Source organism: Mesorhizobium sp. M7A.F.Ca.US.007.01.2.1 (genome assembly GCF_003998165.1).
In the GTDB taxonomy this organism is placed as follows: Bacteria; Pseudomonadota; Alphaproteobacteria; order Rhizobiales; family Rhizobiaceae; genus Mesorhizobium; species Mesorhizobium ciceri.
This window is the reverse complement of the sequence record NZ_RZQP01000036.1, coordinates 18882-38645: the sequence shown is the minus strand read 5'-3', so window position 1 is coordinate 38645 and position 19764 is coordinate 18882. Positions and strand designations below refer to the sequence as shown.

Genomic DNA, 19764 nt, shown 5'->3' with positions numbered 1-19764 from the left:
GTGCAAGCCGCATGCCGCGCACATGCCGGCTTCGCCGCCGAACTCGTGGTCGTCGACAACGGTTCGAGCGACCGCACGGCCGAACGCCTGGCCAGCATCGCGGCTGCGTCGGAAATTCCGTTCACGCCCGTTTGCGAGCCGCGCCCCGGATTGGCGGCTGCGCGCAACGCCGGGCTGAGGCGCGCGCGCGGCCGTGTGCTGGTCTTCGTCGACGACGACTGCGCGGTCCATCGCGACTATCTGCGCGATCTGGAGCGACACTATGCGTCCGGGGAACAATGGCTCATCCGGGGCGGCCGTGTCGAGCTTGGCGATCCCCGGGATTTGCCGTTCACCATCAAGCGGTCGTGGACGCGCGAGCGGCTGACGCCAGATGTTCATCCCGGCGGTTTCGTGCTGGGCTGCAACATGACGATGCACCGCGATGTCGCGGCCCGCATCGGCTATTTCGACGAACGCTTCGGCGCCGGCGGACCATTGCGGTCGGCCGAGGATACCGATTATCTCGTGCGCGCGATGCTGCTCGGCATCGCGGTCGAGTATGTGCCTGACATGACGATTTTCCACCATCACGGCCGGCGGGATCGCAAAGCCATCGAAAAGCTGCATCGCGACTACAGCCTGGGCAATGGCGGGCTCTGCCTGAAGCATGTTCGCCACGCGCCCTGGCTGCTTCGCCATTTCTACTGGGCCGCAAGAGGGGCTTTCCGGGAATTGGCGGGAGGACCCGCCTTCGATCGTGAACTCAACCTGCCGCACTGGCCGATCGTCGCCATGAATTTGCTCGGCGCGGCCAGGTTCGCGGTTCTCCTGCTGGTCAGACGGCCGCGGGCCGAACCGGTGCGCCAAGATCAACAAGCCAATGCCCAGGCGAGGTGAAACGCTGTAATGCCAATGCTGCCGCCAAACCTGCCGATGCTGTTCCGGGCGTTCGGAAAGCGGCAACTGCGCCTGCTTCCGGCGGTGGTGATTCTCGGCCTGGTCAGCGCCGTCCTCGAAGGGTTCGGCATCGGCCTGATCATCCCGTTGCTGGGCATCATCATGGGACACGGGGATGCCGCCGGAATGGCAGGCTTCTCCGCCGTCCTCCAGCACGTCGGATCGGGCTTGAGCGAGCGCGACCGGCTGATCGTCATTTCGGCCGCCATCCTCGGCTCGATCATCCTGAAGAACGTCTTCGCCTTCGCCAACACGCTGCTGACGACCTTCATCTCCGGCAAGGCAAGCCATTCCATCCGCAGCGCCCTGTCGGAGCAGCTGTTGCGGGTCGGCTACCCGTTCTTCCTGCGGCAGAACCCAGGACGCCTGCTCAACATCATCTCCAACGAATCCTGGCGGGCTTCCGATGCGATCCAGATCATGCTGTCGGCCATCGTCAGCGCATCGGCCGCCATCATCCTCCTGGCTTTCCTGCTGCTGCTTTCGTGGCGCATGACGCTTTTGGTCACGCTCGGACTGGCGCTCGTCCAGATCGCGCACGCCATCCTCTCAGCCAATCTGAAGGAGCCAAGCCGCAGCGTCGCCTCGCGCAACGGCCACCTCGCCTCGCAGATGCTTCACCTTGTGCATGCCGGACGGCTGATCCGCATCTTCGGACAGGAGAACCGGGAAAAGGCGATATTCGACACGGCGTCGGATGCGGTTCGCCGCGCTTCCTTCGCGCTGCTCGTGCGCCAGGGAGCGCTGCCGCCGCTGACGGAGGTTCTCCACGCCATGCTGTTCCTGGCCGTGGTGATCGGCGCCTGGCTGGCGCAGGTGAGTTTCCCGCTGATCATCGCCTTCGTCATCCTGCTCTACAGGCTGCAGCCGCATATGCGGGCCCTGCAGGGGTCGTGGAGCCAGCTGCAAGGCCTGAGCGGATCGCTTGAGGAGGTGACTTGGCTGCTGGATCCCACAGGCAAGCCGCAACCGCCGCAAGGCGACGGGCCATTCCACGGCCTGCGCCAGGGCATCAAGTTCGACGATGTGACATTCACCTACTCCGGCACGGACCGGCGCGAGGTTGTGCTGCATGCGGCGGCATTCGAGATCCGCGGTGGCCGCTCGACGGCGCTGATCGGTCGCTCGGGCGCCGGCAAGACGACGATCGTCAATCTCCTGTGCCGCTTCGTCGAACCGGACACCGGCAGCATCCTCGTCGATGGATCGCCGCTCGACCGGATCGACGCCAGCCAGTGGCGCCGGCACATCGCCCTGGCCAGCCAGGAACTGGAACTGGTCGACGGCAGCATTTTTGAAAACATAATCTACGGCCAGGATGCCGCGACAGCCAGCGATGCCGAGGCCGCCGCGAGACTGGCCGAAGCGCATGAATTCATCGAAAGGCTGCCTCAGGGCTACGAGACCCTGGTTGGCTACAGGGGCGTCAATCTGTCGGCGGGACAGAGGCAGCGCATCGCCTTGGCGAGAGCCCTGGTGCGCGATCCCGATCTCCTCATCCTGGACGAGGCCACCAATGCCGTGGACGGGCTGTCGGAAGCGGCCATCGTCGAGACCCTGAAGTCGAGAGCCGGCCGCCGCACGACCATCGTCATCAGCCATCACCACAGCACCATCTCGTTCTGCGACGACGTGGTCATCCTGAGCGGCGGCCGCGTGAAAAAACAGGCCCCTTTCGGCGCCCTGGCCTCGCTCAGCATGGACGAGCTTTACCAGCACGAACCGCTCGACTGAGAAGGCGCCGGGCCGGCCCGCGATCTTATCCTGGGCGTGTCTGCAGGCTCCGGCCGGCGGGTCGTCGCAAGGGTTCGAATCACAAGCCAGGGGAATTGCCGCTGGCACCTTCCGTGATCGCACCAATGCCGTGCGGGACCGAGGCGCGCTACCTTGCCTGTGCGGCGGACCTGTCGATCCGCCTGGCCGGTGCCCCATTGGACTTACTCTCCGGGTGAGGTGCCGGCCTCCCATGCACAAAAGAAGGATCTGAAGCGGGTCGCCTGAATCCTTCAGGCGCGACACGCTTCAGGTGGCGGCGCCGACATTCCTGCGCATGCGCCGCCTGCCCGTCGTCCGTGCTTTCTTCGCCATCGCCCCGGCCATCTCGACCACGCCGTCCTCGCGCGGCCTGCCATTGGTGGCCTTGTGGAGCCGCTCATAGGGCAGCAGTTCCTTGATCCGGGCATTGAGCGAGGCGATTTCGGCCTTGAGGTCCTCGCACTCCTGCCTCTGCACGTCGAACTGTATCTGTTCGGACGCCTGTTGCAGCGTCAGCTGAGAAAGGTTGGCGTTCACCTTGGAAAGACTCATCTTGTCGCTTTCGCTCTCCTGGCTCAGCGCGGACAATCTTTCATCGGCGATCTTCTTTTCGGCCAGGGCATCGTTCAGTTCGCTCTTGAGCCTGGCGATCTCGCCTGCGGCTTCGCCGTTTTCGCTCGACACTTGCTCCAGCCGCGATTGCAGGTTCTGGATCTCCGAGCTCAACCCGCGCATTTCCGCCTGGCTGCGAGCCAGCTCGGCTTCCTTGTCGCCTTCCATCATGTGGGCCGCTTCGGTCGTTTCCGACAGTTTCGCCTGTGCCGCCTCGAGCGACTTCTGCAGCCGCATCTCCTCTTTCTCGCTCTTGCCGAGCGCCGCCAGCAGCTCCGCCAGCCGCGCTGCTTCGGTGGCATGGACCGCCGACAGCTCGTCGAGCCTGTGGCGCGCCTGCGATTCCCGCTTCAGCGCCTTGTCGAGTTCGATCGACAGGTTGACGTGCTTTTCGCGCAGCATCTTGCTTTCGCGCAAGCGCCTGTTGGCCTCGACAGTCCTGGCGGTCAGCCGCTTGGCGATGTCGCCGAACTCCGCTTCGCGTTTGGCGCTCGCATTGGCTGTCTCGACGAGTTCCAGCCTGACCGCGGCAAGTGCCGCACGAAGCGTCTCCCGGTCCTGGACCAGGCTTGTCTCGCGCTGCTGCAGCGCTTCGAAAGCGCCGTCACGCTCGCGCAGCTTTCGCGTCGCGTCGTGCAGCTTCTCCGACAGAGCCCTCTGTTCGGCGGCCAGGGCGGCATTGGCGACCTCCAGCTCGTTGGCGCGCAGGATGTCGCTGTGCAGGATGTTGAGGAATTCGCGCGTCAGATGGTGTGAGGTGCCGATCTCCGACAGCTTGTCGTTGATCTCCTCCAGATAGTCCCTGGCGTCGTGGAAGAGCCCCTCGAAGGCGCTCAATGCAGCCAGCCGGGTCTGTGTATGGGCGGTCAGTCTTGGCGCGGTTTCGGAACTGTCCGCAGCGCCCGCATTCTCGGCATTCCCGGCATTGTCGTCATTTGCCGCATCGGCCTGGGGTGGCCCGTCATCGGCTGCCGCCTGGGCATCCGGCACATCGTCGCTCTCCGGCGGTGCCAGGTCGTCGGCGTCGAGACTTGCATCCAGCGCGTCCGCCAAATCGATCTGCAGGTCCTGGATCGCTTTATCCACGTCTTCAGCACGCTTGATCAGGCCTCTGAAGTTCATCGCCAAACTCCCCTTACGCATACCTCGCTTAGAACTTAACAAATTGCTAATATAGCCTACATCCGCTGCTTGCGCAGGGGAAGCCCCGTCGGCACAAAGGTAAATTTGGGACATTTTAGGGGTTTGGACGCTGCGAGCGATGCGGTGCGAGGGTGCGAAGCCGGTTCTGCCGGCGGGACAGCGTCCCCCTCTGTCCTGGACATCTCCCCCACACGAGGGGAGATTGGACGTCATGCGGGCTTTCGCCAATCGCCAACGTTGCAAGAAGACCTGAAGCGCAGAAATTGCCAATCTCCCCACTTGTGGGGGAGATGTCCGGCAGGACAGAGGGGGGCGCGAAGGATCGCGGCTCCCCCTAAGTTGCCCTCACCCCGCCATGGCCAGCGGCACGGCGCTCTTGTTGGGGATCTGGATGTCGATCTCCAGCGTCGACATGGTCTCGCCGCGGTCCATCGAGACCTGCAGATAGTCCTGGTCAATCTGCACATGCTTGGCGATGACGGCCATGATCTCCTCGCGCAGGATGGAGACGAGGTCGGGCTGGCTGCGGTTGCGGCGCTCATAGGCGAGCAGCACTTGCAGTCGCTCGCGCGCCACCGGGGCGCTGGAGCGCCGCTTGAAGATGTCGAGCAGGTTCATGCCGCCCTCCTTCCCAAAAGACGATCGAGGAAGCCCTTGCGCTCGAAGGGCACGATGACGGGCAATTCCTCGCCCTCCAGCCGCCTGGCAGCGTCGATATAGGCCTTGGCGGCTGCATTGAGCGGCTCCGACAGCGTCACCGGCGAACCGAGATTGGAGGCGCGCAGCACATCCTGGCTTTCCGGGATGATGCCGAGCAGCGGCACCGACAGGATTTCCAGCACGTCGTCGATGGACAGCATCTCGCCGCGCGACGCACGCGCCGCATCGTAGCGCGTCACCAGCACATGCTTGGCGATCTGCTCGCCCTGCTCGGCCCGCAAGGTGCGGGCATCGAGCAGGCCGATGATGCGATCGGAATCGCGCACCGACGACACTTCCGGATTGGTGACGATGACCGCCTCGTCGGCAAAGCGCATGGCGAGCTGCGCGCCGCGCTCGATGCCGGCCGGGCTGTCGCAGAACACGTAGTCGAACACCGAGCGCAGCTTGTCGATGACTTCGCCGACGCCTTCCTCGGTCAGCGCATCCTTGTCGCGCGTCTGCGAGGCCGGCAGCAGGAACAGCGTCTCGACCCGCTTGTCGCGAATCAGCGCCTGCGAGAGTTTCGCCTGGCCCTGGATGACGTTGACGAGGTCGAACACCACGCGCCGTTCGGCGCCCATGATCAGGTCGAGGTTGCGCAGGCCGACGTCGAAGTCGACGAGCGCCACCTTCTTGCCGGTCTTGGCCACGGCCGCCCCTAGGGCCGCCGTCGAGGTCGTCTTGCCGACGCCCCCCTTGCCCGAGGTGACCACCACTACCTTGCCCATTGAAAAGCCTCCGTTGTTGTTGTTCTTGGTCGAGCGGCCCGGCCGCCCCAATATCGAAACGAATGTCAGCTCAGCGTCGAAACCCGCAACGCGTCGCCGTCGAGAAACGCCTGCACCGGCTTGCCGCGCGAAACGCCTTCCATCTCCTCGGCGGTGACGTACCAGCCGTCGACCGCCAGAAGCTCGGCCTCGTTCTTGCGGCAGAAGATGCGCGCGCCCCTGTTGCCCAGCGCACCCGCCGAAGCGCGCCCGCGCAGCGTGCCATAGACATGGATCGAGCCCGCCGCGATGATCTCCGAACCGGAGGCGACCGAACCGAGCACGATGACATCGCCATGCGGATGCACGATCGCCTGGCCGGAGCGGATCGGCGCCTTGATCATCAGCGTGCCCGAAGGCTCAACCTGCGGCTCGCTATCGCCCGCCTTGCTTGCGTCAGCCTTGCCGTCGGCGACCTTGGCCGCGCCGGCTTCAGGCGCCCTGCCCTCGGCCTTGCCCTCTCCGGAAACATCCTCCCGCGCCTTGCGGGGCAGCAGCCCATCCGTCGTCGCCTCCTTGGCGCCGACCAGCACCGGCGGCAGGTTGGGCGCGAGTGCGGCGTGGCCGTCGAGCTCGATGGCGTAGATGCGGATGCCGCGATGGCCAAGCACGCCGACCAGCGATTCGATCGCCGCGACATCGGGCTTCAAGGTGTTGAGATCAAGCACCACCGGCCGCCCGGCAAAATAGCCTGGCGAGTTGCCGATCCAGTGGTCCAGCCCCTCCAGCCACACGTCCAAAGGCGCTTCGGGCGTCAGCGTGAAAGCGACGAAAGAACGCGCGCGAAAACGAATGGATTTGGCCTCGAGGGGGGCGGCAAAGGTCACGGCTGGCGAATCCTTACTGAGAGGTAAACGCTAGCGAGAGAATGGTTAACGAATGGTTAATGAGGGGGTGATCTGGGAAGGTGGTTCTTGACAAAGTTGGGGTGGCAATTCGTAAGTTTGCCAAGCTCCTGATCGGGCAGTTTCGGTTGATTCAAGAATTGTCCGATCCAGTTCTCAGAAGCGCCCTACGGCGCCCTCAGCGAGCAAGGCGGTATGATATGAACCACTACCGGGCAGGAATCGAACACCAGACGAGCGCCGATGCTGTGACGCTCTTCGCTGTATTTTCTCGATTTGAATTTGCCTTGAAGCGAGGCGGTTTCCTCAAAGGAGTGGTGTCCAAAGCAGCCCATCCCGACTGGGAGAAGTTTTCCAGGGCGCTGGGAACAGTTTTTTTCGCCGCAATGCGCAAGGCGCCACAGGCCGATATTTTCTTTAGCGATCAACCCAAAAGCCTGACCGTCATTGCAGCGAATGAAGTAGCCTTCACAAAACCGGCAACCGTCGTCAATCTGCAGATGTTGTTTGAGGCGGTCCGTCTCGTGCGCAACAATCTTTTCCATGGTGAGAAGGTTTATGTCGGCCCGCGCGATCAGGCCCTGATCGCTGCTTCTCTATTCGTATTGGATTCGGCGATGAATGCATGCTCCACAACGGCGGGGTGCGAAGCGGTGCCCTATGCCTTTGTATTCGCCGAGTTGAAGGGGGGCGGATAGGGCGGCGTCTGCGCCAAGCGCTCGGCGAGAGGCAGGAGCTTGGAGCGACCCGAACGGTAGCCGGGCGCGACCGCATAAAGACCCAGCAACGGACCAGATCTATTGGCTGATCAGTTATTTTTATAACCTTCTTTAGCTGACAGAGTTGGAGAAATCAAATACTGCTCTTGCGCTACATATTCTTATTAGTATTATTCCCCTTGAATGACGCTTGATTGCTATAAATCATATGCCAAAGAACTCAAAATTTCTGTCATCAGACACGACGCTGGCCTGGCTAGGGCAGTTTGATGCCGCCGACCAGCTAACGGCGGTCGATTTGCTTGAGTCAATGCAGTTAGTGTCCCGCGACAAATTCAACGACCGCCTCCGCGAACTGATCTTAGCAAGATCGAGAGGTGATGGTCTTATCGGGCTTTATGCCGAGCGGGAATTGAACCATCGCAGAGGTGTCCCGCATCGCCTTTTCAAAGAGTCGGCAAGAAAAGTAAAGCGGGCGGAAGGATCAGGACCTCAACCGGTCCGCCCTACAAAGGCATACGATCCGGACGTCGGCAGTGAGGGTATCGTGGCCCAGTTGATCTCGGAACTGTGCCGTGAGTTTCCCGAGAAATTTGTAAGCCATCCTGGCCCCGACAATATCCGGAAAAGGCGTGTCCGACGGTTCATGCTCGTCACTGATTTCATAGGTAGCGGCAACCGTGCATACCGGTACATTCAGGCTGCATGGCTAGTTCGCTCTGTGCGTAGTTGGTGGTCCGCGAGGAAAACCGTTGGGATGCGTTTTGAAGTCGCGGCCTACGCCGCAACTGAGAGTGGCCAGAGACGCGTGCAGCGTCACCCATCGTTGCCTGACGTTCATATCGTCCGGAGGTGCGATACTCTTTCCGACTATTCGATGTGGCAACGTGGTTTGAAATTAAGAGAACTATGTGTCCGCTATGATCCGCTAAACCACGACCGCATCGAGTCCTTAGGCTACGGAGGGACCGGCGCCCTCATTGCTTTCGCTCACGGCGCACCCAACAATTCACCCCGTATTCTGCACACGGGGGGACGCGGGTGGATACCGCTGTTTCCGAAGCGGATTACCTCTGGCACGAGAGAAACATTTGCAAGCGCTTCGGAGTTAGACGATGAGACGATCAGGTCTCGACTGCTGGATATGCGTCAGACCAAACTTGCAGTCTCGCCATGGCTTTCAAATGCAAAGCCATATGCTCGCCGGTCGCTGATGGTGCTTGCCGCATTGAGCCGCCCTCCCAGAGACAGCGAAACCATCTCCAGACGGACAGGCCTCACTATTCTGGATATTGAAAAGGCACTTATAACAGCAGTGGCGCATTACTGGATTGACGACGCACGGCGGCTGACGGACCAAGGACATGCCGAGCTCGATAATGCCAAGTATGAAGCGCCCGAACTGGAACCACTTTCAGAACCACCGGAAATACTCTATTATCCAAAGTCGTTGAGGGCTCCATCGAAGGTGTCTAGTTGATGCCGGTCATTCCGGCACCGATGGGCAATCTTCGGATTGTTCATTCACGGACTGCAGATTCTGCAGCTCTTTGGCCAAGCGTCCGCTTGATGCTAAGGCATGTCCCACAGCGCCCGCCCAAGGGCGGTTCGGGGCGATGTCTTGCTCACTGCGGGACATGTCTCACCCCTTGGGTGTCGAAGTAGATGTCCCGGTGGAGCCCTCAGCAATATCGCCGCAGCGCCAAGGATACGGATCCCGGCATCGTTGCTAACGCAATAGAAACCGCGAAGCTAATCCACGCCGTCAACGCAGACGTCGCCCCCGTATTCACACTTCGCCATCTCGCCCATGCTGCCGACGTCGACTATGGCCTTCTCCGGGCGATAACTTCGCGCGCCGATGGAGAGCCCTACAGGTTGTTTTTAATACGGAAGCGCCCTTCACACACGGGAGAGAAACGTTTCCGTGTCATTGCTGTGCCGAGCCCGGCGCTCATGAAAGTTCAGCGATGGATAACCCACCGTATCCTTGGACATGTCAGACCACATTCGGCGAGTGTAGCCTTTTCCAAGGGTGACACGCTTGTTGCCGCTGCCGAACCCCACTGCGGAGCCCGATGGATCGTCAAAATGGATGTCCGCAATTTCTTTGAATCCATTAACGAGATTTCAGTTTACCGTGTCTTCCAGTCACTCGGATTTCAGCGATTGATTTCGCTGGAGCTGGCCCGCATCTGCACACGGCTTGGAAGCCTCACTACCAGTCGCAAGAACCCCCGATGGTGGTCAAATCGAGAGCGTGAAACAATCAAGGTCTATGGTGCCCGCCGGATGGGCCATCTTCCTCAAGGCGCTCCCACCAGCCCTATGCTAGCCAATCTGGCAGTCCGTAAACTCGATGAACTGATCGAAGAAATAGCTGCCAAACACGGCATGATCTATACCCGTTATGCCGACGACCTGACGGTCTCGACCAAGGACAAAACTTTCAACCGCGACAAGTGCCGAGCCGTAATTGGCGAAATCTATGCCGCTATGGCGAAGCATGGCCTCTCCCCAAACACTGCCAAGACAATTATCCTGTCGCCGGGTTCGCGCAAGATCGTCCTCGGCCTCTTGGTTGACGGGGAAGAGCCTCGCCTGCAGCGTGATTTTCGAATTCTCATGCGACAGCATCTGTACTATCTCACTTCGCCCAAGCACGGCCCAGCTGATCATGCACGCATCAGAGGCTTCAGCTCCATCCGCGGCATGAGACACCACATCCATGGTCTTGCTACATTTGCTCGTCAGGTCGAGAAACCCTACGGTGAAGAGTGCCTCTCAGCTCTGAATAAGGTAAACTGGCCAGTCTAATTCTCAGGTATTTGACATCGTGCGCTATACGGATTTGAAATTGGTGCTCGCAGCAGTCTAAGCTTATGCTTACACTTGGTTTCAAATCTACAACCTCGCTAAAATGCTCTTCATACATCGATGCTGGCGAGAACAACGCGGCGATTGATAATTCGCCGACCGGCCGTGGTGCCCGCCTGTCGACGTGGTTTATTTAAAAAATTGACACCTGCTTTGGGAGCCGCAATTTGTCAGATTATTCACACGCGCTTAGACTGGCCTATGAGGCCGTTCATGGAACCTACCTGCAATTTACTGACCGAAACGAAGCGTTGCTGCGCGAGTTGCTTGAGGAAGGTAAGGACTTCCATACGATAGAAAGCCGAACAAAGGAAATCGACAGCTTCGAGGAAAAGGTTGATCTTCCCGAGAAGGAGCAGAAGTACAAGAATTTCTCAGAAGTCACTGACCTCTCAGGGTTACGGATAATCTGCTATCTGAATGAGGATGCGGATCGAGTGTGCGGCCGCTTGGCCGAGATTTACAGCATCGACCAGGAGCATTCGATCAACAAGCAAGAGCAGCTTGAGCCGGACCAGTTCGGTTATCGTTCACGCCATTTTGTAGTTACATATAAACCAGAGAGAGCCGGGCTACCCGAAAATATGCGCTTCGCGGGATTGCGAGCAGAGATACAGGTTCGAACGATTCTGCAACACGCCTGGGCAGCCATAGACTGGAAGCTTCGATACAAGAATTCCCGTGAGACGCCACAGAACCTGAGACGAAGGGTGTTTCGCGTAAGTGCGCTTCTGGAGTTGGCTGACGATGAGTTCTCCGATCTGTCCGATGCGGTTCAGAAATTGCGTCATGAGTATGAACAGAAGATAGAGGCTGGCGACTTCAAAATTGGTATCGATCGCGAGTCAATAGATTTGTTCTTGAACAAAGACGAGGACCTCATCAAGATCATCGAACTCGCGAAGAAGAATGGCTTTGCAATAGCTCCAAATCACCCTCGTGCGAGGGACCCATACGGCGGATTCATTTCCGCAACTCAGTTCGCCGGCCTGAGCGCTGTGGACGAGCTAAAGGCATTAATTTCCAAACTTGGTATGAAGAAAGGCCCAAGCTTCAGTGACGTCTTTGGAGAATGGAAGGCTCCGGATCGTCCAGCTCGATTGGTGATGTCGAAGGCTGGACTGGCGAGACTCGCCTTGGTGCTAGCTCTGGACAAGAAGAAAGCGCTGGATTTGGTAGCCGAGCTTCCATTCGGTGAGAAGCTCCAACACGCTGTCACAACGGTGCTCGCCAAATGAAACCGTCAGACATTCGCCTCAGGTGCGAAGCCGATTGTCCCGTGAATTGACATCTCAGATACAGCCGCTGACATAGGTTGCAGATGCTCTCTGGTGGGGAGTGCGGTCAGAAGAAACTCAGTCGCACGAGCCGCGCATCGCGCCCCGCCGCAGCGCACCGCGGGCCAAATAGCGGGGATGATGGAGTTGAACGCGCGAGCGAGATCGCCGAACTGAGCAAACTGGCCGGCTGGGAACATGCCGAGCTCGCCAGCCGCGATTCCGACCGGCGATGGCCATGCCGTGGGCGCGATGTGGATGGACGTTTCCGCAATGCGTTCCGGCCAAAAGACGGACTGACATCGTTTTCACGATCGGCCGGGCAGCTTCCTTCTCGCCTTTCAAAACGGATGCACGACCCAGCGACACAGGTTATGTTGTCCCCGTCTGGCGAGGTCATCGAAGGGGGAGGCATGACATGCAGGCAATGCCGATAGCGCATGAAGCCGCGCAACCCGTAGCCGGCCCCTCTTTGGCCGGCTATCCGGCCGCCATCCTGTGCTGGCTGCTTTCGGCTGGTGTCTATATCGCGGCCAAATGGGTGGCGCCTGAAATGCCGCCCTGGGGCCTCTGCTTCTGGCGGCTGACGCTTGCCTGCGCCATCCTGCTGCCGATTGTGCACCGTCATCACGAGGCGATGATCGGGCTCTTGCGAACGCGCGCCGTGGAGGTCGTCGCCGTGGGGGCGATCGGCCTGACGCTGTGCCAGGGTATGATCTACCACGGCCTCAACCACACCGACGCCACCACGGCCGGCATCATCATGGCGCTGTCGCCTGTCATGACGATGGTGCTCGCCCGTTTCGTGCTGGGCGAGCCGCTCGGGCTGTGGAAGTCGCTTGGCGCGCTGGTTGCGCTTGCCGGGATGATTTTCATCGTTGCCCACGGCAACCTGGCGGCGCTGCTGCAGCTCAAGGTCAACGCCGGCGAGCTGTGGATCGTCGGCAGCGCGTTCTGCTGGGGCCTCTACACCGTGCTTTTGCGCCGTGCCAAATTCGGCATCGAGCTGCTGCCGATGGTCGTGCTGCTGCTCGGCGCCGGTGCGCTGGTCGCCTTGCCTTTCCATTTGTGGGAATTGTTCAACGACGAACGCTCCGCCATGAACGTCGACAGCCTTCTCGCGCTCGCCTATCTGGCAGGTCCCGGCGGCGCCTTGATGTACTATCTCTACAACAAAAGCGTGCAAACGCTGGGCGCGAGCCGGGCAAGCATGCTGCTCTACCTGCAGACGGTGTTCGTGGCCGTGCTCGCCTATCTGCTGCTCGGCGAGGGCTTGCACGATTACGACCTGGTCGGTGCGGCCTTCATCGTCGCCGGCATCGTGCTTGCCACCGTGGTCAGGCCAGCTCAACCACGCGTGGCGTAGACATCTTGCGGGTGACGGCTGTATTCAGCGCCGGCCGCATTGGCGTTTGGTGAGTCACCATCGCGACAGCCAGAGCCCCCTCTCAATGCCGCTTGAAATACTGCACCTCCTTCTCGTGCTTCTCCGCCGCCTCGCGCGTATCGAACGTTCCGAGGTTGCGCCGCTTGCCGGTCTTGTCGTCCTTCTTGCGCGAATACAGCCGGTATTTGCCGTCCTTGAGTTTTCGGATCATCTCGCTCTCCCTGGCTAGGATTGGCCCTGATCAAGGTTTCCGCTTGCCGGGCGGCCCGGCCTGCCGACCAGCGCCTGCGCCTTGTCGCCATGCTCATTCCCCGGTTGTGTCAGGGATCAACGCCGTTCCGATCCAAATGATCCACCCGTTCGAAGGCGGCACTCTGCGGCGCCCCCCTCTGGCCTGCCGGCCATCTCCCCCACAAGTGGGGAGATTGGCAGCTTTGGCGTCGGCGCTTTCTGGCAACGTCGAAATTCGGCGAGCGCCGGCCAAAACGCAAAAACCCGCCTGGGCGACGGGTCACTGGCGCAACTCAGCACCATAGGCAAAAATGTAGCATAGCTGCCCTCACCCCGTCAAGAAAAAATTCCTATCCATCGACGCAAGCTGCCTGCCGGCGGCCACCAAGGCCAGCGGCGCAATTGCGGCCGAGGTGACATTTCAACGCAGTAAATTCAGATCCAACTTGACGGAACATTAGCCAAAGCTAATTGTTAGTGGATGCGGCAGGTGGTGCCCTCCATCGCCTGCCGAAGATCGGCCCTCCGATCGGCCCGCGTCCTCCGCCAGAGGCGCGGGCTTTTCGTGCCGATCAGCCGTCGCAGCCTGGCCGGCATTTTTCGTCCTCCGATTATTTCGCCAGTCCCTCATCGGGGTTTCGCCGCTCTTTGGCCTTCAGGCTGCGCGCGGCTTGCTCGACCGCGGCGCGGTCGTTGCCCAGGCGGTCGAGCAGTTCCTGTGCCTCGTCGCCGGAGATGCCGGTGCGCACCGCCAGCGCCTCGACCTCCAGCACGTCGGTGCTGGCGATCTCGCCGGTTTCAGGCAGCGCATCGTCCGCCGTCAGCGGCAGGGCTCCCTCGCGGTCGATCTCGGCCTCGGCCTGGTGCCAGTGCCGTTCGGGGTCGCCCTGCATGCGGCCTTCCCGTTCCCAGATCTGGTAGGCGCGCTCACGAATTCTGTCGTCCCGGTCGTCGCTCATGGTCAGTCCTCCTTGGGGTCAGGGTTGAACGTCGCGCCAATGCGGACGCTCCGGAAAATCCGCGCGATCGGATCGCCATGCCGGCGGCGCGCGGGGGCTACTGGCATTGCCGTCTCGGGCCGCCGGAATAGGGCTGGTAGGAGTTGTCTTCCGGGCGGTAGGAGCGGTAACGGCTGAAGCAGGAATCGACATGGTCGGCCGAAAGCGCTTCGCCGTCATCGTCGGCAAGGTAGACGCCAAGGCCAGCGCCGTTTTCCCCGCCATCGGCGGCCGGCTGGCCGGCCTGACCGGCGGCTTCGAGATAGGGCGAGATGCAGGGGCGCAGCTGCCCGCTGTAGGAAAGATAGCTGTTGTCGTCCGGATGGTAGGAGCGATAGCGGCTGGCGCACCAGGCGAGATGCGGACGCGGCAGGTCGGCTGCCTTGGGCGCGATGGCGCCGGTGATCGTCGGGTCGGGCGGTGTTTCCTGCGGTTTGGCGGGGATGTCGGGCGGCGCCGGCTGGGCGGCCGGCAGGCGTTCGAGGCCCTGCCCGGCTTTGTTCACCGGCCGCGCCTTCTTGGTCCACAGCTCCGCCACGCTGACGGTGGCCGTTGCCTGGCGCGGCGGCTTTGCGGCAAGCAGCCAGGCGGCGAAGCCCAGTCCGCTGCCGAAGACCGCAAGGGTCAGCACGAAGCCGCAGACCAGTCCCAAAACCGCTTTCACGACACGCTCCTTCAGTCCCTGCTCATAGAATGCGGGGCCTCAAGGCTGGTTCCAGAAAAACGCCGGCGCGCGCGCCGGCGTTGCCGCCGGGCGCAGCCGCCAAGGGAGGCTCAAACCCCGCCCAGACACAGTTCAGAAACAATATTCAACAGTTCGGAAAAACTGCCGAAAAGATCGGATGGCATAAGCATCCCACAACAACTGGAAAAATGGCCGTGCCGGGCAATGCCCGGCCTGGACGGGAAAGTATGGAAATGGATCACGGTGTCGATGTCGCCGAACTGGACGCGGAACGATCCGGGCTGGAAAGCGGCCCGGCAGGTGTCGATGCGCTGGTAAGAACGGCTCCCGCGACAGCCAGGCGCGGGCAAATCCTGACGGGCGCCGACTTTGCCCGCCAAGGCTTGCCCGGCGAGCGGCTCGACACCGTCTTCGAACAGCTTGCCGAGATGTTCGCAGCGCTGCCGGCGGTAATCTCCGATGGGCGTGTCTGGACCTATCGGGAGCTGGACAGGCGGGCCAACCAGTTCGCCCGCCTGCTGGTCAAGCGCGGCGTGAAGCCGGGCGACCGCATCGGGCTCATCCTCGACCGCTCGGCGGAGACCTATGTCGCGCTGCTCGCCGTGATGAAGGCGGGCGCTGCCTTCGTGCCGCTGGCGACCGCCTTTCCCGAGGAGCGGATGGCGCTCATCATCGAAGACGCCGGCGTCAGCCTGATCGTCACCATCGCCGCCTATGCGTCGCGGGCCGGCCAGCTGCCGGTCCCGCACCTGCTGATCGACAGCACTGCCGCCGAAATCTCCAGACAGTCCGACGCGCCGCTGCAGCCGCATGCGAAGGCCGCTTCAGCGGACGACACCTGCTACATCCTCTACACGTCGGGCACCACCGGCAAGCCCAAGGGCGTGGTCATCAAGCACCAGAGTTTCGTCAATTTCATCCGCGTCGCCGCCGCCTCCTACGGCTACCGGCCGGGCGACCGCGTCTACCAGGGCATGACGATCGCCTTCGACTTTTCCTCCGAAGAAATCTGGGTGCCGTTCGTCGCCGGCGCGACCGTGGTGCCGGCACCCGGCCAGATGCCGCTGGTGGGCGAGGAACTCGCCGATTTCCTGCGGCTCCACGACATCACCTGCATCGCCTGCAGCCCGACGCTGCTGTCGTCGATGACATCGGATGTGCCCAGCCTGCGCACGCTGCTGGTGGGCGGCGAGGCCTGTCCGCACAATCTGGTGGTGCGCTGGTCGAAGCCGGGGCGGCAGATCCTGAACACCTATGGCCCGACCGAGGCGACCGTCACCGCAACCATGGGCGCGCTGACGCCGGACAGTCCCGTCACCATCGGCGCGCCGCTGCCGACCTACTCGATCGTCATTCTCGACGCTTCGCTGCCGCAGCTTGCCGAGCCGGGCGAACTGGGCGAGATCGGCATTGCCGGCATCGGGCTCGCGGTCGGCTATCTCAACCGGCCCGACCTGACCGAACAGAAATTCATCGCCGATTTCGTCGGCCTGCCGAACAACCCGTCCAAGCGCATCTACCGCACCGGCGACCTTGGCCGCATCAACGACCAAAGCGAGATCGAGTATAACGGCCGCATCGACACCCAGGTGAAGATCCGCGGCTACCGCATCGAGCTCGGCGAGATCGAGGCGGTGCTGCTCGACCAGCCCGAGATCGCGCAAGCCGCCGTCACCACCTGGGAGATCGAGCCCGGCCGCGTCGAACTCGTCGCCTATTTCGCAGCCAAGGCCGGCCAGACGGCGATCTCGCGCGCGGACCTCGCCAGGACGATGAAGCGGCGGCTGCCGGACTACATGGTGCCCTCCTATCTCGAGGAACTGCCGGCGATCCCGATGACCGTTTCCAACAAGGTGGATTTGCGCCAGCTGCCGAAGCCGACAAGCGTGCGGCTTTCGGGCGATCGCGCCATGGTCGCGCCCAGCAATGACGACGAGCGTTTCCTGGCCGACGCGCTGGCCGCGGTGCTGAAATTCGACGAAGTGTCCGTCGAGGACAATTTCTTCGACGATCTCGGCGCCAACTCGCTGCTGATGGCGCATTTCTGCGCCCGTGTGCGCACCAGGAAGGAATGGGCGACGGCGTCCATGCGCGACATCTACCTCCACCCGACCGTGGCGCGGCTGGCGCTGCATCTGGGCGTAGCGGACGAGATGACGACGGCCACCAACGAGCCCGTCCTCACGCGGCGGGCCTCCAATCTTGCCTATTGGACCTGCGGCGCCGCACAGCTGATGTTCTACGGGCTCTACAGCTATGGCGCCCTGTGGGCGATCAATGGTGGTCTCAACTGGATGTACGACGCGCTCGACGATCCGCTGCAGCTCTACATCAGGTGCGTGGCGCTTTCGGCCGCCGTGTTCTTCGGCATGTCGGGTTTTGCCGTCCTCGCCAAATGGGTGCTGGTCGGCCGCTGGAAGGCGGAAGCGTTTCCCATCTGGGGCGTGCGTTACTTCCGCTTCTGGGTGGTCAAGACGTTGATCCGCACCGCGCCCGTCGTGCTGTTCCGCGGCAGCCCGCTCTACAGCATCTACCTGCAGCTTCTCGGCACCAGGCTCGGCAAGAACGCCGTCATCGAATCGAAATCCGTGCCCGTCTGCACGGATCTCATCTCGATCGGCGCCAACACCATCCTGCGCAAGGAATCGATGATCCTCGGCTTCCGGGCGCAGGCCGGCTATATCCACACCGGGCCGCTGACCATCGGCCGCGATGCCTTTGTCGGCGTCGGTTCGACGCTCGACATCGACACCAGGATCGGCGACGGCGCCCAGCTCGGCCATTCGTCCTCGCTGCACCGCGGCCAAAGCATCCCCGACGGCGAACGCTGGCATGGCTCGCCGGCCGTGCCGACCACGGCCGACTATTGCAAGGTGCGCAATGTCGATCCGTCCAACATCCGGCGCTTCCTGTTCGAAGCGGTTCAGCTGATCGGCCTGTTTGCCATCGTCACTCCCTTGCCGCTCCTGTTCCACAGCTATTGGGAAAATGTCGGCGACGACTACCAGGAAACCATCGGCGTCGTCGCGATCGGCACCACGGTGACGCTGTTCGGCTACATGGCCGCATCCTTCCTGGCGGCGACGCTGGTGCCGCGCCTGGTCAGCCTGCTGTTGAAGCCAGGCCGCACCTACACGCTGTACGGCTTCCGCTACTGGCTGCAGACCGTCGCTGAATTCTCCAGCAATTCCCGCGTGCTCGGCCTGCTGGCCGGCGACAGCTCGGCCATCGTGCACTACATGCGAGCGATCGGCTGGAATCTCAACAAGGTGGTGCAGACCGGCTCCAATTTCGGCTCCAACCAGCAGCACGAAAACCCGCTTCTGTGCGAGATCGGCACCGAGACCATGGTGTCGGACGGGCTGTTCATGATCAACATGCACAAATCCGCCGCCGCCTTCAGGCTCGAGCCGACGAGGATCGGCGAGCGCAATTATCTCGGCAACAACATCTACTATCCGCCGGACGGCCGCACCGGCGACAACGTCCTGCTCGGCACCAAGGTGATGATCCCCATCGACGGGCCGCTGCGCGAGAATGTCGGGCTCTTGGGTTCGCCTGCCTTTGAAATCCCGCGCATGGTGAACCGCGACAAGGAACTCATCGCCGGCATCGACGAGGACGACCGGCGCCGGCGCATCCCATTGAAGAACCGCCACAATCTGGTGACGATCCTGCTGTTCGTGGCAACGCAATGGGTCATGCTGTTCGCCACGCTGGCGATCTGGGACCGGGCGCTGAACTACTACACCGAATGGGCTGAAGTCGCACTGTTCGTCGCCGTGCTGCTGACCTCGGCGATCACCATTCCGTTCTACATCTTCGTGGAACGGGCAAGTCTTGGTTTCGGCAGGCTGAAGCCGCAGATGACGACGATCTATGACGTCGCGTTCTGGCGTCATGAACGCCACTGGAAGCTGGCGGATTCGCCGATCGTGCGGCTGTTCGCCGGCACGCCGTTCCGGCCGATGATCCTGCGCATGCTGGGCGTCAAGATCGGCAGCCGTGTCTATGACGGCGGCAGCAATCTGACAGAACGCTCGCTGGTGGAGATCGGCGACGACGCCACCCTCAACGAGGGCTGCGTCATCCAGGCCCATTCGCTGGAAGAAGGCGCCTTCAAGTCCGACTTCATCCGCATCGGCAAGGGCTGCACGCTCGGACCCTCCGCCTTTGTCCACTACGGCGTTGTCATGGGCGAAGGTTCGGTGGTCGATGTCGACTCCTTCGTCATGAAGGGCGAAGAGCTGGAGCCCAACTCCATATGGCGCGGCAACCCGGCCAAGCTGCATCGCTTCGTCGAACCGATCACCGAGTCCTCGGCCAAGGCATCGGCTTGAACACCGAGGACATCCGTCTCGTTGCCGTGACCAGGGCCAACCGCGCTCTGGTGGCGGCCCTGGAACTGGCTCCGGAGCAGAGGGATTTCGTCGCCGGCAATTCGGAGTCCCTCGAAGAAGCCGAAACCGACGAAGACGCGCGGCCGCGCGCCATCATGGCTGGGACCCGTGTCGTCGGTTTCCTGATGTACGATGCGTCGGACAACGAGGCGCTGGTCTACCGCTTCATGATCGACCGCGCCCACCAGGGCAAAGGCTATGGCAAAGCCGCATTGCGCGCCTTGCTCGACGAGATCGGAAATCTCGGCCATATCAGGGAGGTTTCGATCTGCTACGAGCCCGAGAACGAGGCCGCACGCCACCTCTATCGCGCAGCCGGCTTCGTGGAACAAGGCATCGACGAGGACGGAGAAATGATCGCCGTCCTGCCGATGGTCGATCGTTGACGCCGCCCGTTGCGAATTCATCGGCGGAAACGACCCTGCTG

The 19764-nt window shown here is 61.9% G+C and carries 16 protein-coding genes; 9 read left to right on the top strand and 7 right to left on the bottom strand.

Going from position 1 to position 19764, the window contains the following annotated elements:
* Both EN949_RS09660 and EN949_RS09655 read left to right on the top strand, forming a co-directional pair.
* A partial coding sequence (locus EN949_RS09660; RefSeq protein WP_127371676.1) for a glycosyltransferase occupies nucleotides 1-879 on the top strand: 879 nt, incomplete at its 5' end.
* Between the two features lie 9 nt (nucleotides 880-888).
* Complete coding sequence (locus tag EN949_RS09655) at nucleotides 889-2673, top strand: ABC transporter ATP-binding protein (protein WP_127366176.1); 1785 nt, start codon at nucleotides 889-891, stop codon at nucleotides 2671-2673.
* 288 nt (nucleotides 2674-2961) lie between these two features.
* Here the strand turns inward: EN949_RS09655 and EN949_RS09650 are convergent, their stop codons facing one another.
* The 4 genes from EN949_RS09650 to minC all read right to left on the bottom strand — a co-directional run bounded on the left by EN949_RS09650 (nucleotide 2962) and on the right by minC (nucleotide 6745).
* Nucleotides 2962-4428, bottom strand: a complete 1467-nt coding sequence (locus EN949_RS09650) for a hypothetical protein (RefSeq protein WP_127366175.1) — start codon at nucleotides 4426-4428, stop codon at nucleotides 2962-2964.
* Nucleotides 4429-4794: 366 nt separating this feature from the next.
* Nucleotides 4795-5067 carry a cell division topological specificity factor MinE gene (gene minE / locus EN949_RS09640; protein ID WP_024501686.1) on the bottom strand — a complete coding sequence of 91 codons (273 nt, stop codon included), beginning with the start codon at nucleotides 5065-5067 and terminating at the stop codon, nucleotides 4795-4797.
* Nucleotides 5064-5879 (bottom strand): septum site-determining protein MinD, encoded by an 816-nt coding sequence (minD, locus tag EN949_RS09635; protein ID WP_127296957.1) that lies wholly within the window; start codon nucleotides 5877-5879, stop codon nucleotides 5064-5066. Before minD ends, minE begins: the two co-directional genes overlap by 4 nt.
* Nucleotides 5880-5944: 65 nt before the next feature.
* A complete protein-coding gene (gene minC, locus EN949_RS09630) occupies nucleotides 5945-6745 on the bottom strand; it encodes a septum site-determining protein MinC (RefSeq protein WP_127366173.1) in 801 nt (266 codons plus the stop codon).
* 218 nt (nucleotides 6746-6963) lie between these two features.
* Between minC and EN949_RS09625 the strand changes: the two genes are divergently transcribed.
* The 5 genes from EN949_RS09625 (at nucleotide 6964) to EN949_RS09605 (ending at nucleotide 13002) form a co-directional block, all read left to right on the top strand.
* On the top strand, nucleotides 6964-7461 hold the full coding sequence (locus EN949_RS09625) for a hypothetical protein (protein ID WP_127366172.1): 498 nt from the start codon (nucleotides 6964-6966) through the stop codon (nucleotides 7459-7461).
* A 229-nt stretch (nucleotides 7462-7690) separates the two neighbouring features.
* Nucleotides 7691-8962 (top strand): hypothetical protein, encoded by a 1272-nt coding sequence (locus EN949_RS09620; protein WP_127366171.1) that lies wholly within the window; start codon nucleotides 7691-7693, stop codon nucleotides 8960-8962.
* Between the two features lie 185 nt (nucleotides 8963-9147).
* A complete protein-coding gene (locus EN949_RS09615; RefSeq protein ID WP_127371134.1) occupies nucleotides 9148-10299 on the top strand; it encodes a reverse transcriptase family protein in 1152 nt (383 codons plus the stop codon).
* A gap of 227 nt (nucleotides 10300-10526) precedes the next feature.
* Nucleotides 10527-11597 carry a hypothetical protein gene (locus EN949_RS09610; protein WP_164755425.1) on the top strand — a complete coding sequence of 357 codons (1071 nt, stop codon included), beginning with the start codon at nucleotides 10527-10529 and terminating at the stop codon, nucleotides 11595-11597.
* A 457-nt stretch (nucleotides 11598-12054) separates the two neighbouring features.
* Nucleotides 12055-13002: an EamA family transporter gene (locus EN949_RS09605; protein ID WP_127367253.1), complete on the top strand. Its 948-nt coding sequence runs from the start codon at nucleotides 12055-12057 to the stop codon at nucleotides 13000-13002.
* A gap of 82 nt (nucleotides 13003-13084) precedes the next feature.
* Here EN949_RS09605 and EN949_RS09600 read toward each other — a convergent pair whose 3' ends face one another.
* From EN949_RS09600 to EN949_RS09590, 3 genes are all read right to left on the bottom strand, one after another.
* Nucleotides 13085-13234, bottom strand: a complete 150-nt coding sequence (locus tag EN949_RS09600) for a hypothetical protein (protein ID WP_086081318.1) — start codon at nucleotides 13232-13234, stop codon at nucleotides 13085-13087.
* Between the two features lie 631 nt (nucleotides 13235-13865).
* The gene (locus EN949_RS09595; protein ID WP_127365881.1) at nucleotides 13866-14213 is read right to left on the bottom strand and encodes a DUF2934 domain-containing protein; all 348 of its coding nucleotides are present in this window, start codon (nucleotides 14211-14213) and stop codon (nucleotides 13866-13868) included.
* Nucleotides 14214-14310: 97 nt separating this feature from the next.
* Nucleotides 14311-14916, bottom strand: a complete 606-nt coding sequence (locus EN949_RS09590; protein ID WP_127365882.1) for a BA14K family protein — start codon at nucleotides 14914-14916, stop codon at nucleotides 14311-14313.
* A 248-nt stretch (nucleotides 14917-15164) separates the two neighbouring features.
* Here EN949_RS09590 and EN949_RS09585 point away from each other — a divergent pair, with 248 nt between their 5' ends.
* Nucleotides 15165-19277, top strand: a complete 4113-nt coding sequence (locus EN949_RS09585; protein WP_127365883.1) for a Pls/PosA family non-ribosomal peptide synthetase — start codon at nucleotides 15165-15167, stop codon at nucleotides 19275-19277.
* A complete protein-coding gene (locus tag EN949_RS09580) occupies nucleotides 19274-19723 on the top strand; it encodes a GNAT family N-acetyltransferase (protein WP_244514318.1) in 450 nt (149 codons plus the stop codon). Before EN949_RS09585 ends, EN949_RS09580 begins: the two co-directional genes overlap by 4 nt.
* Nucleotides 19724-19764 lie beyond the last annotated feature (41 nt).

What these genes read in the sequence shown, in the direction of transcription:
- EN949_RS09655 (WP_127366176.1), top strand. Translation starts at nt 889, where the DNA reads ATGCCAATGCTGCCGCCAAACCTGCCGATGCTGTTCCGGGCGTTCGGA.
- EN949_RS09650 (WP_127366175.1), bottom strand. Translation starts at nt 4,428, where the DNA reads ATGAACTTCAGAGGCCTGATCAAGCGTGCTGAAGACGTGGATAAAGCG.
- minE (WP_024501686.1), bottom strand. Translation starts at nt 5,067, where the DNA reads ATGAACCTGCTCGACATCTTCAAGCGGCGCTCCAGCGCCCCGGTGGCG.
- minD (WP_127296957.1), bottom strand. Translation starts at nt 5,879, where the DNA reads ATGGGCAAGGTAGTGGTGGTCACCTCGGGCAAGGGGGGCGTCGGCAAG.
- EN949_RS09625 (WP_127366172.1), top strand. Translation starts at nt 6,964, where the DNA reads ATGAACCACTACCGGGCAGGAATCGAACACCAGACGAGCGCCGATGCT.
- EN949_RS09620 (WP_127366171.1), top strand. Translation starts at nt 7,691, where the DNA reads ATGCCAAAGAACTCAAAATTTCTGTCATCAGACACGACGCTGGCCTGG.
- EN949_RS09615 (WP_127371134.1), top strand. Translation starts at nt 9,148, where the DNA reads ATGTCCCGGTGGAGCCCTCAGCAATATCGCCGCAGCGCCAAGGATACG.
- EN949_RS09605 (WP_127367253.1), top strand. Translation starts at nt 12,055, where the DNA reads ATGCAGGCAATGCCGATAGCGCATGAAGCCGCGCAACCCGTAGCCGGC.
- EN949_RS09600 (WP_086081318.1), bottom strand. Translation starts at nt 13,234, where the DNA reads ATGATCCGAAAACTCAAGGACGGCAAATACCGGCTGTATTCGCGCAAG.
- EN949_RS09595 (WP_127365881.1), bottom strand. Translation starts at nt 14,213, where the DNA reads ATGAGCGACGACCGGGACGACAGAATTCGTGAGCGCGCCTACCAGATC.
- EN949_RS09585 (WP_127365883.1), top strand. Translation starts at nt 15,165, where the DNA reads ATGGAAATGGATCACGGTGTCGATGTCGCCGAACTGGACGCGGAACGA.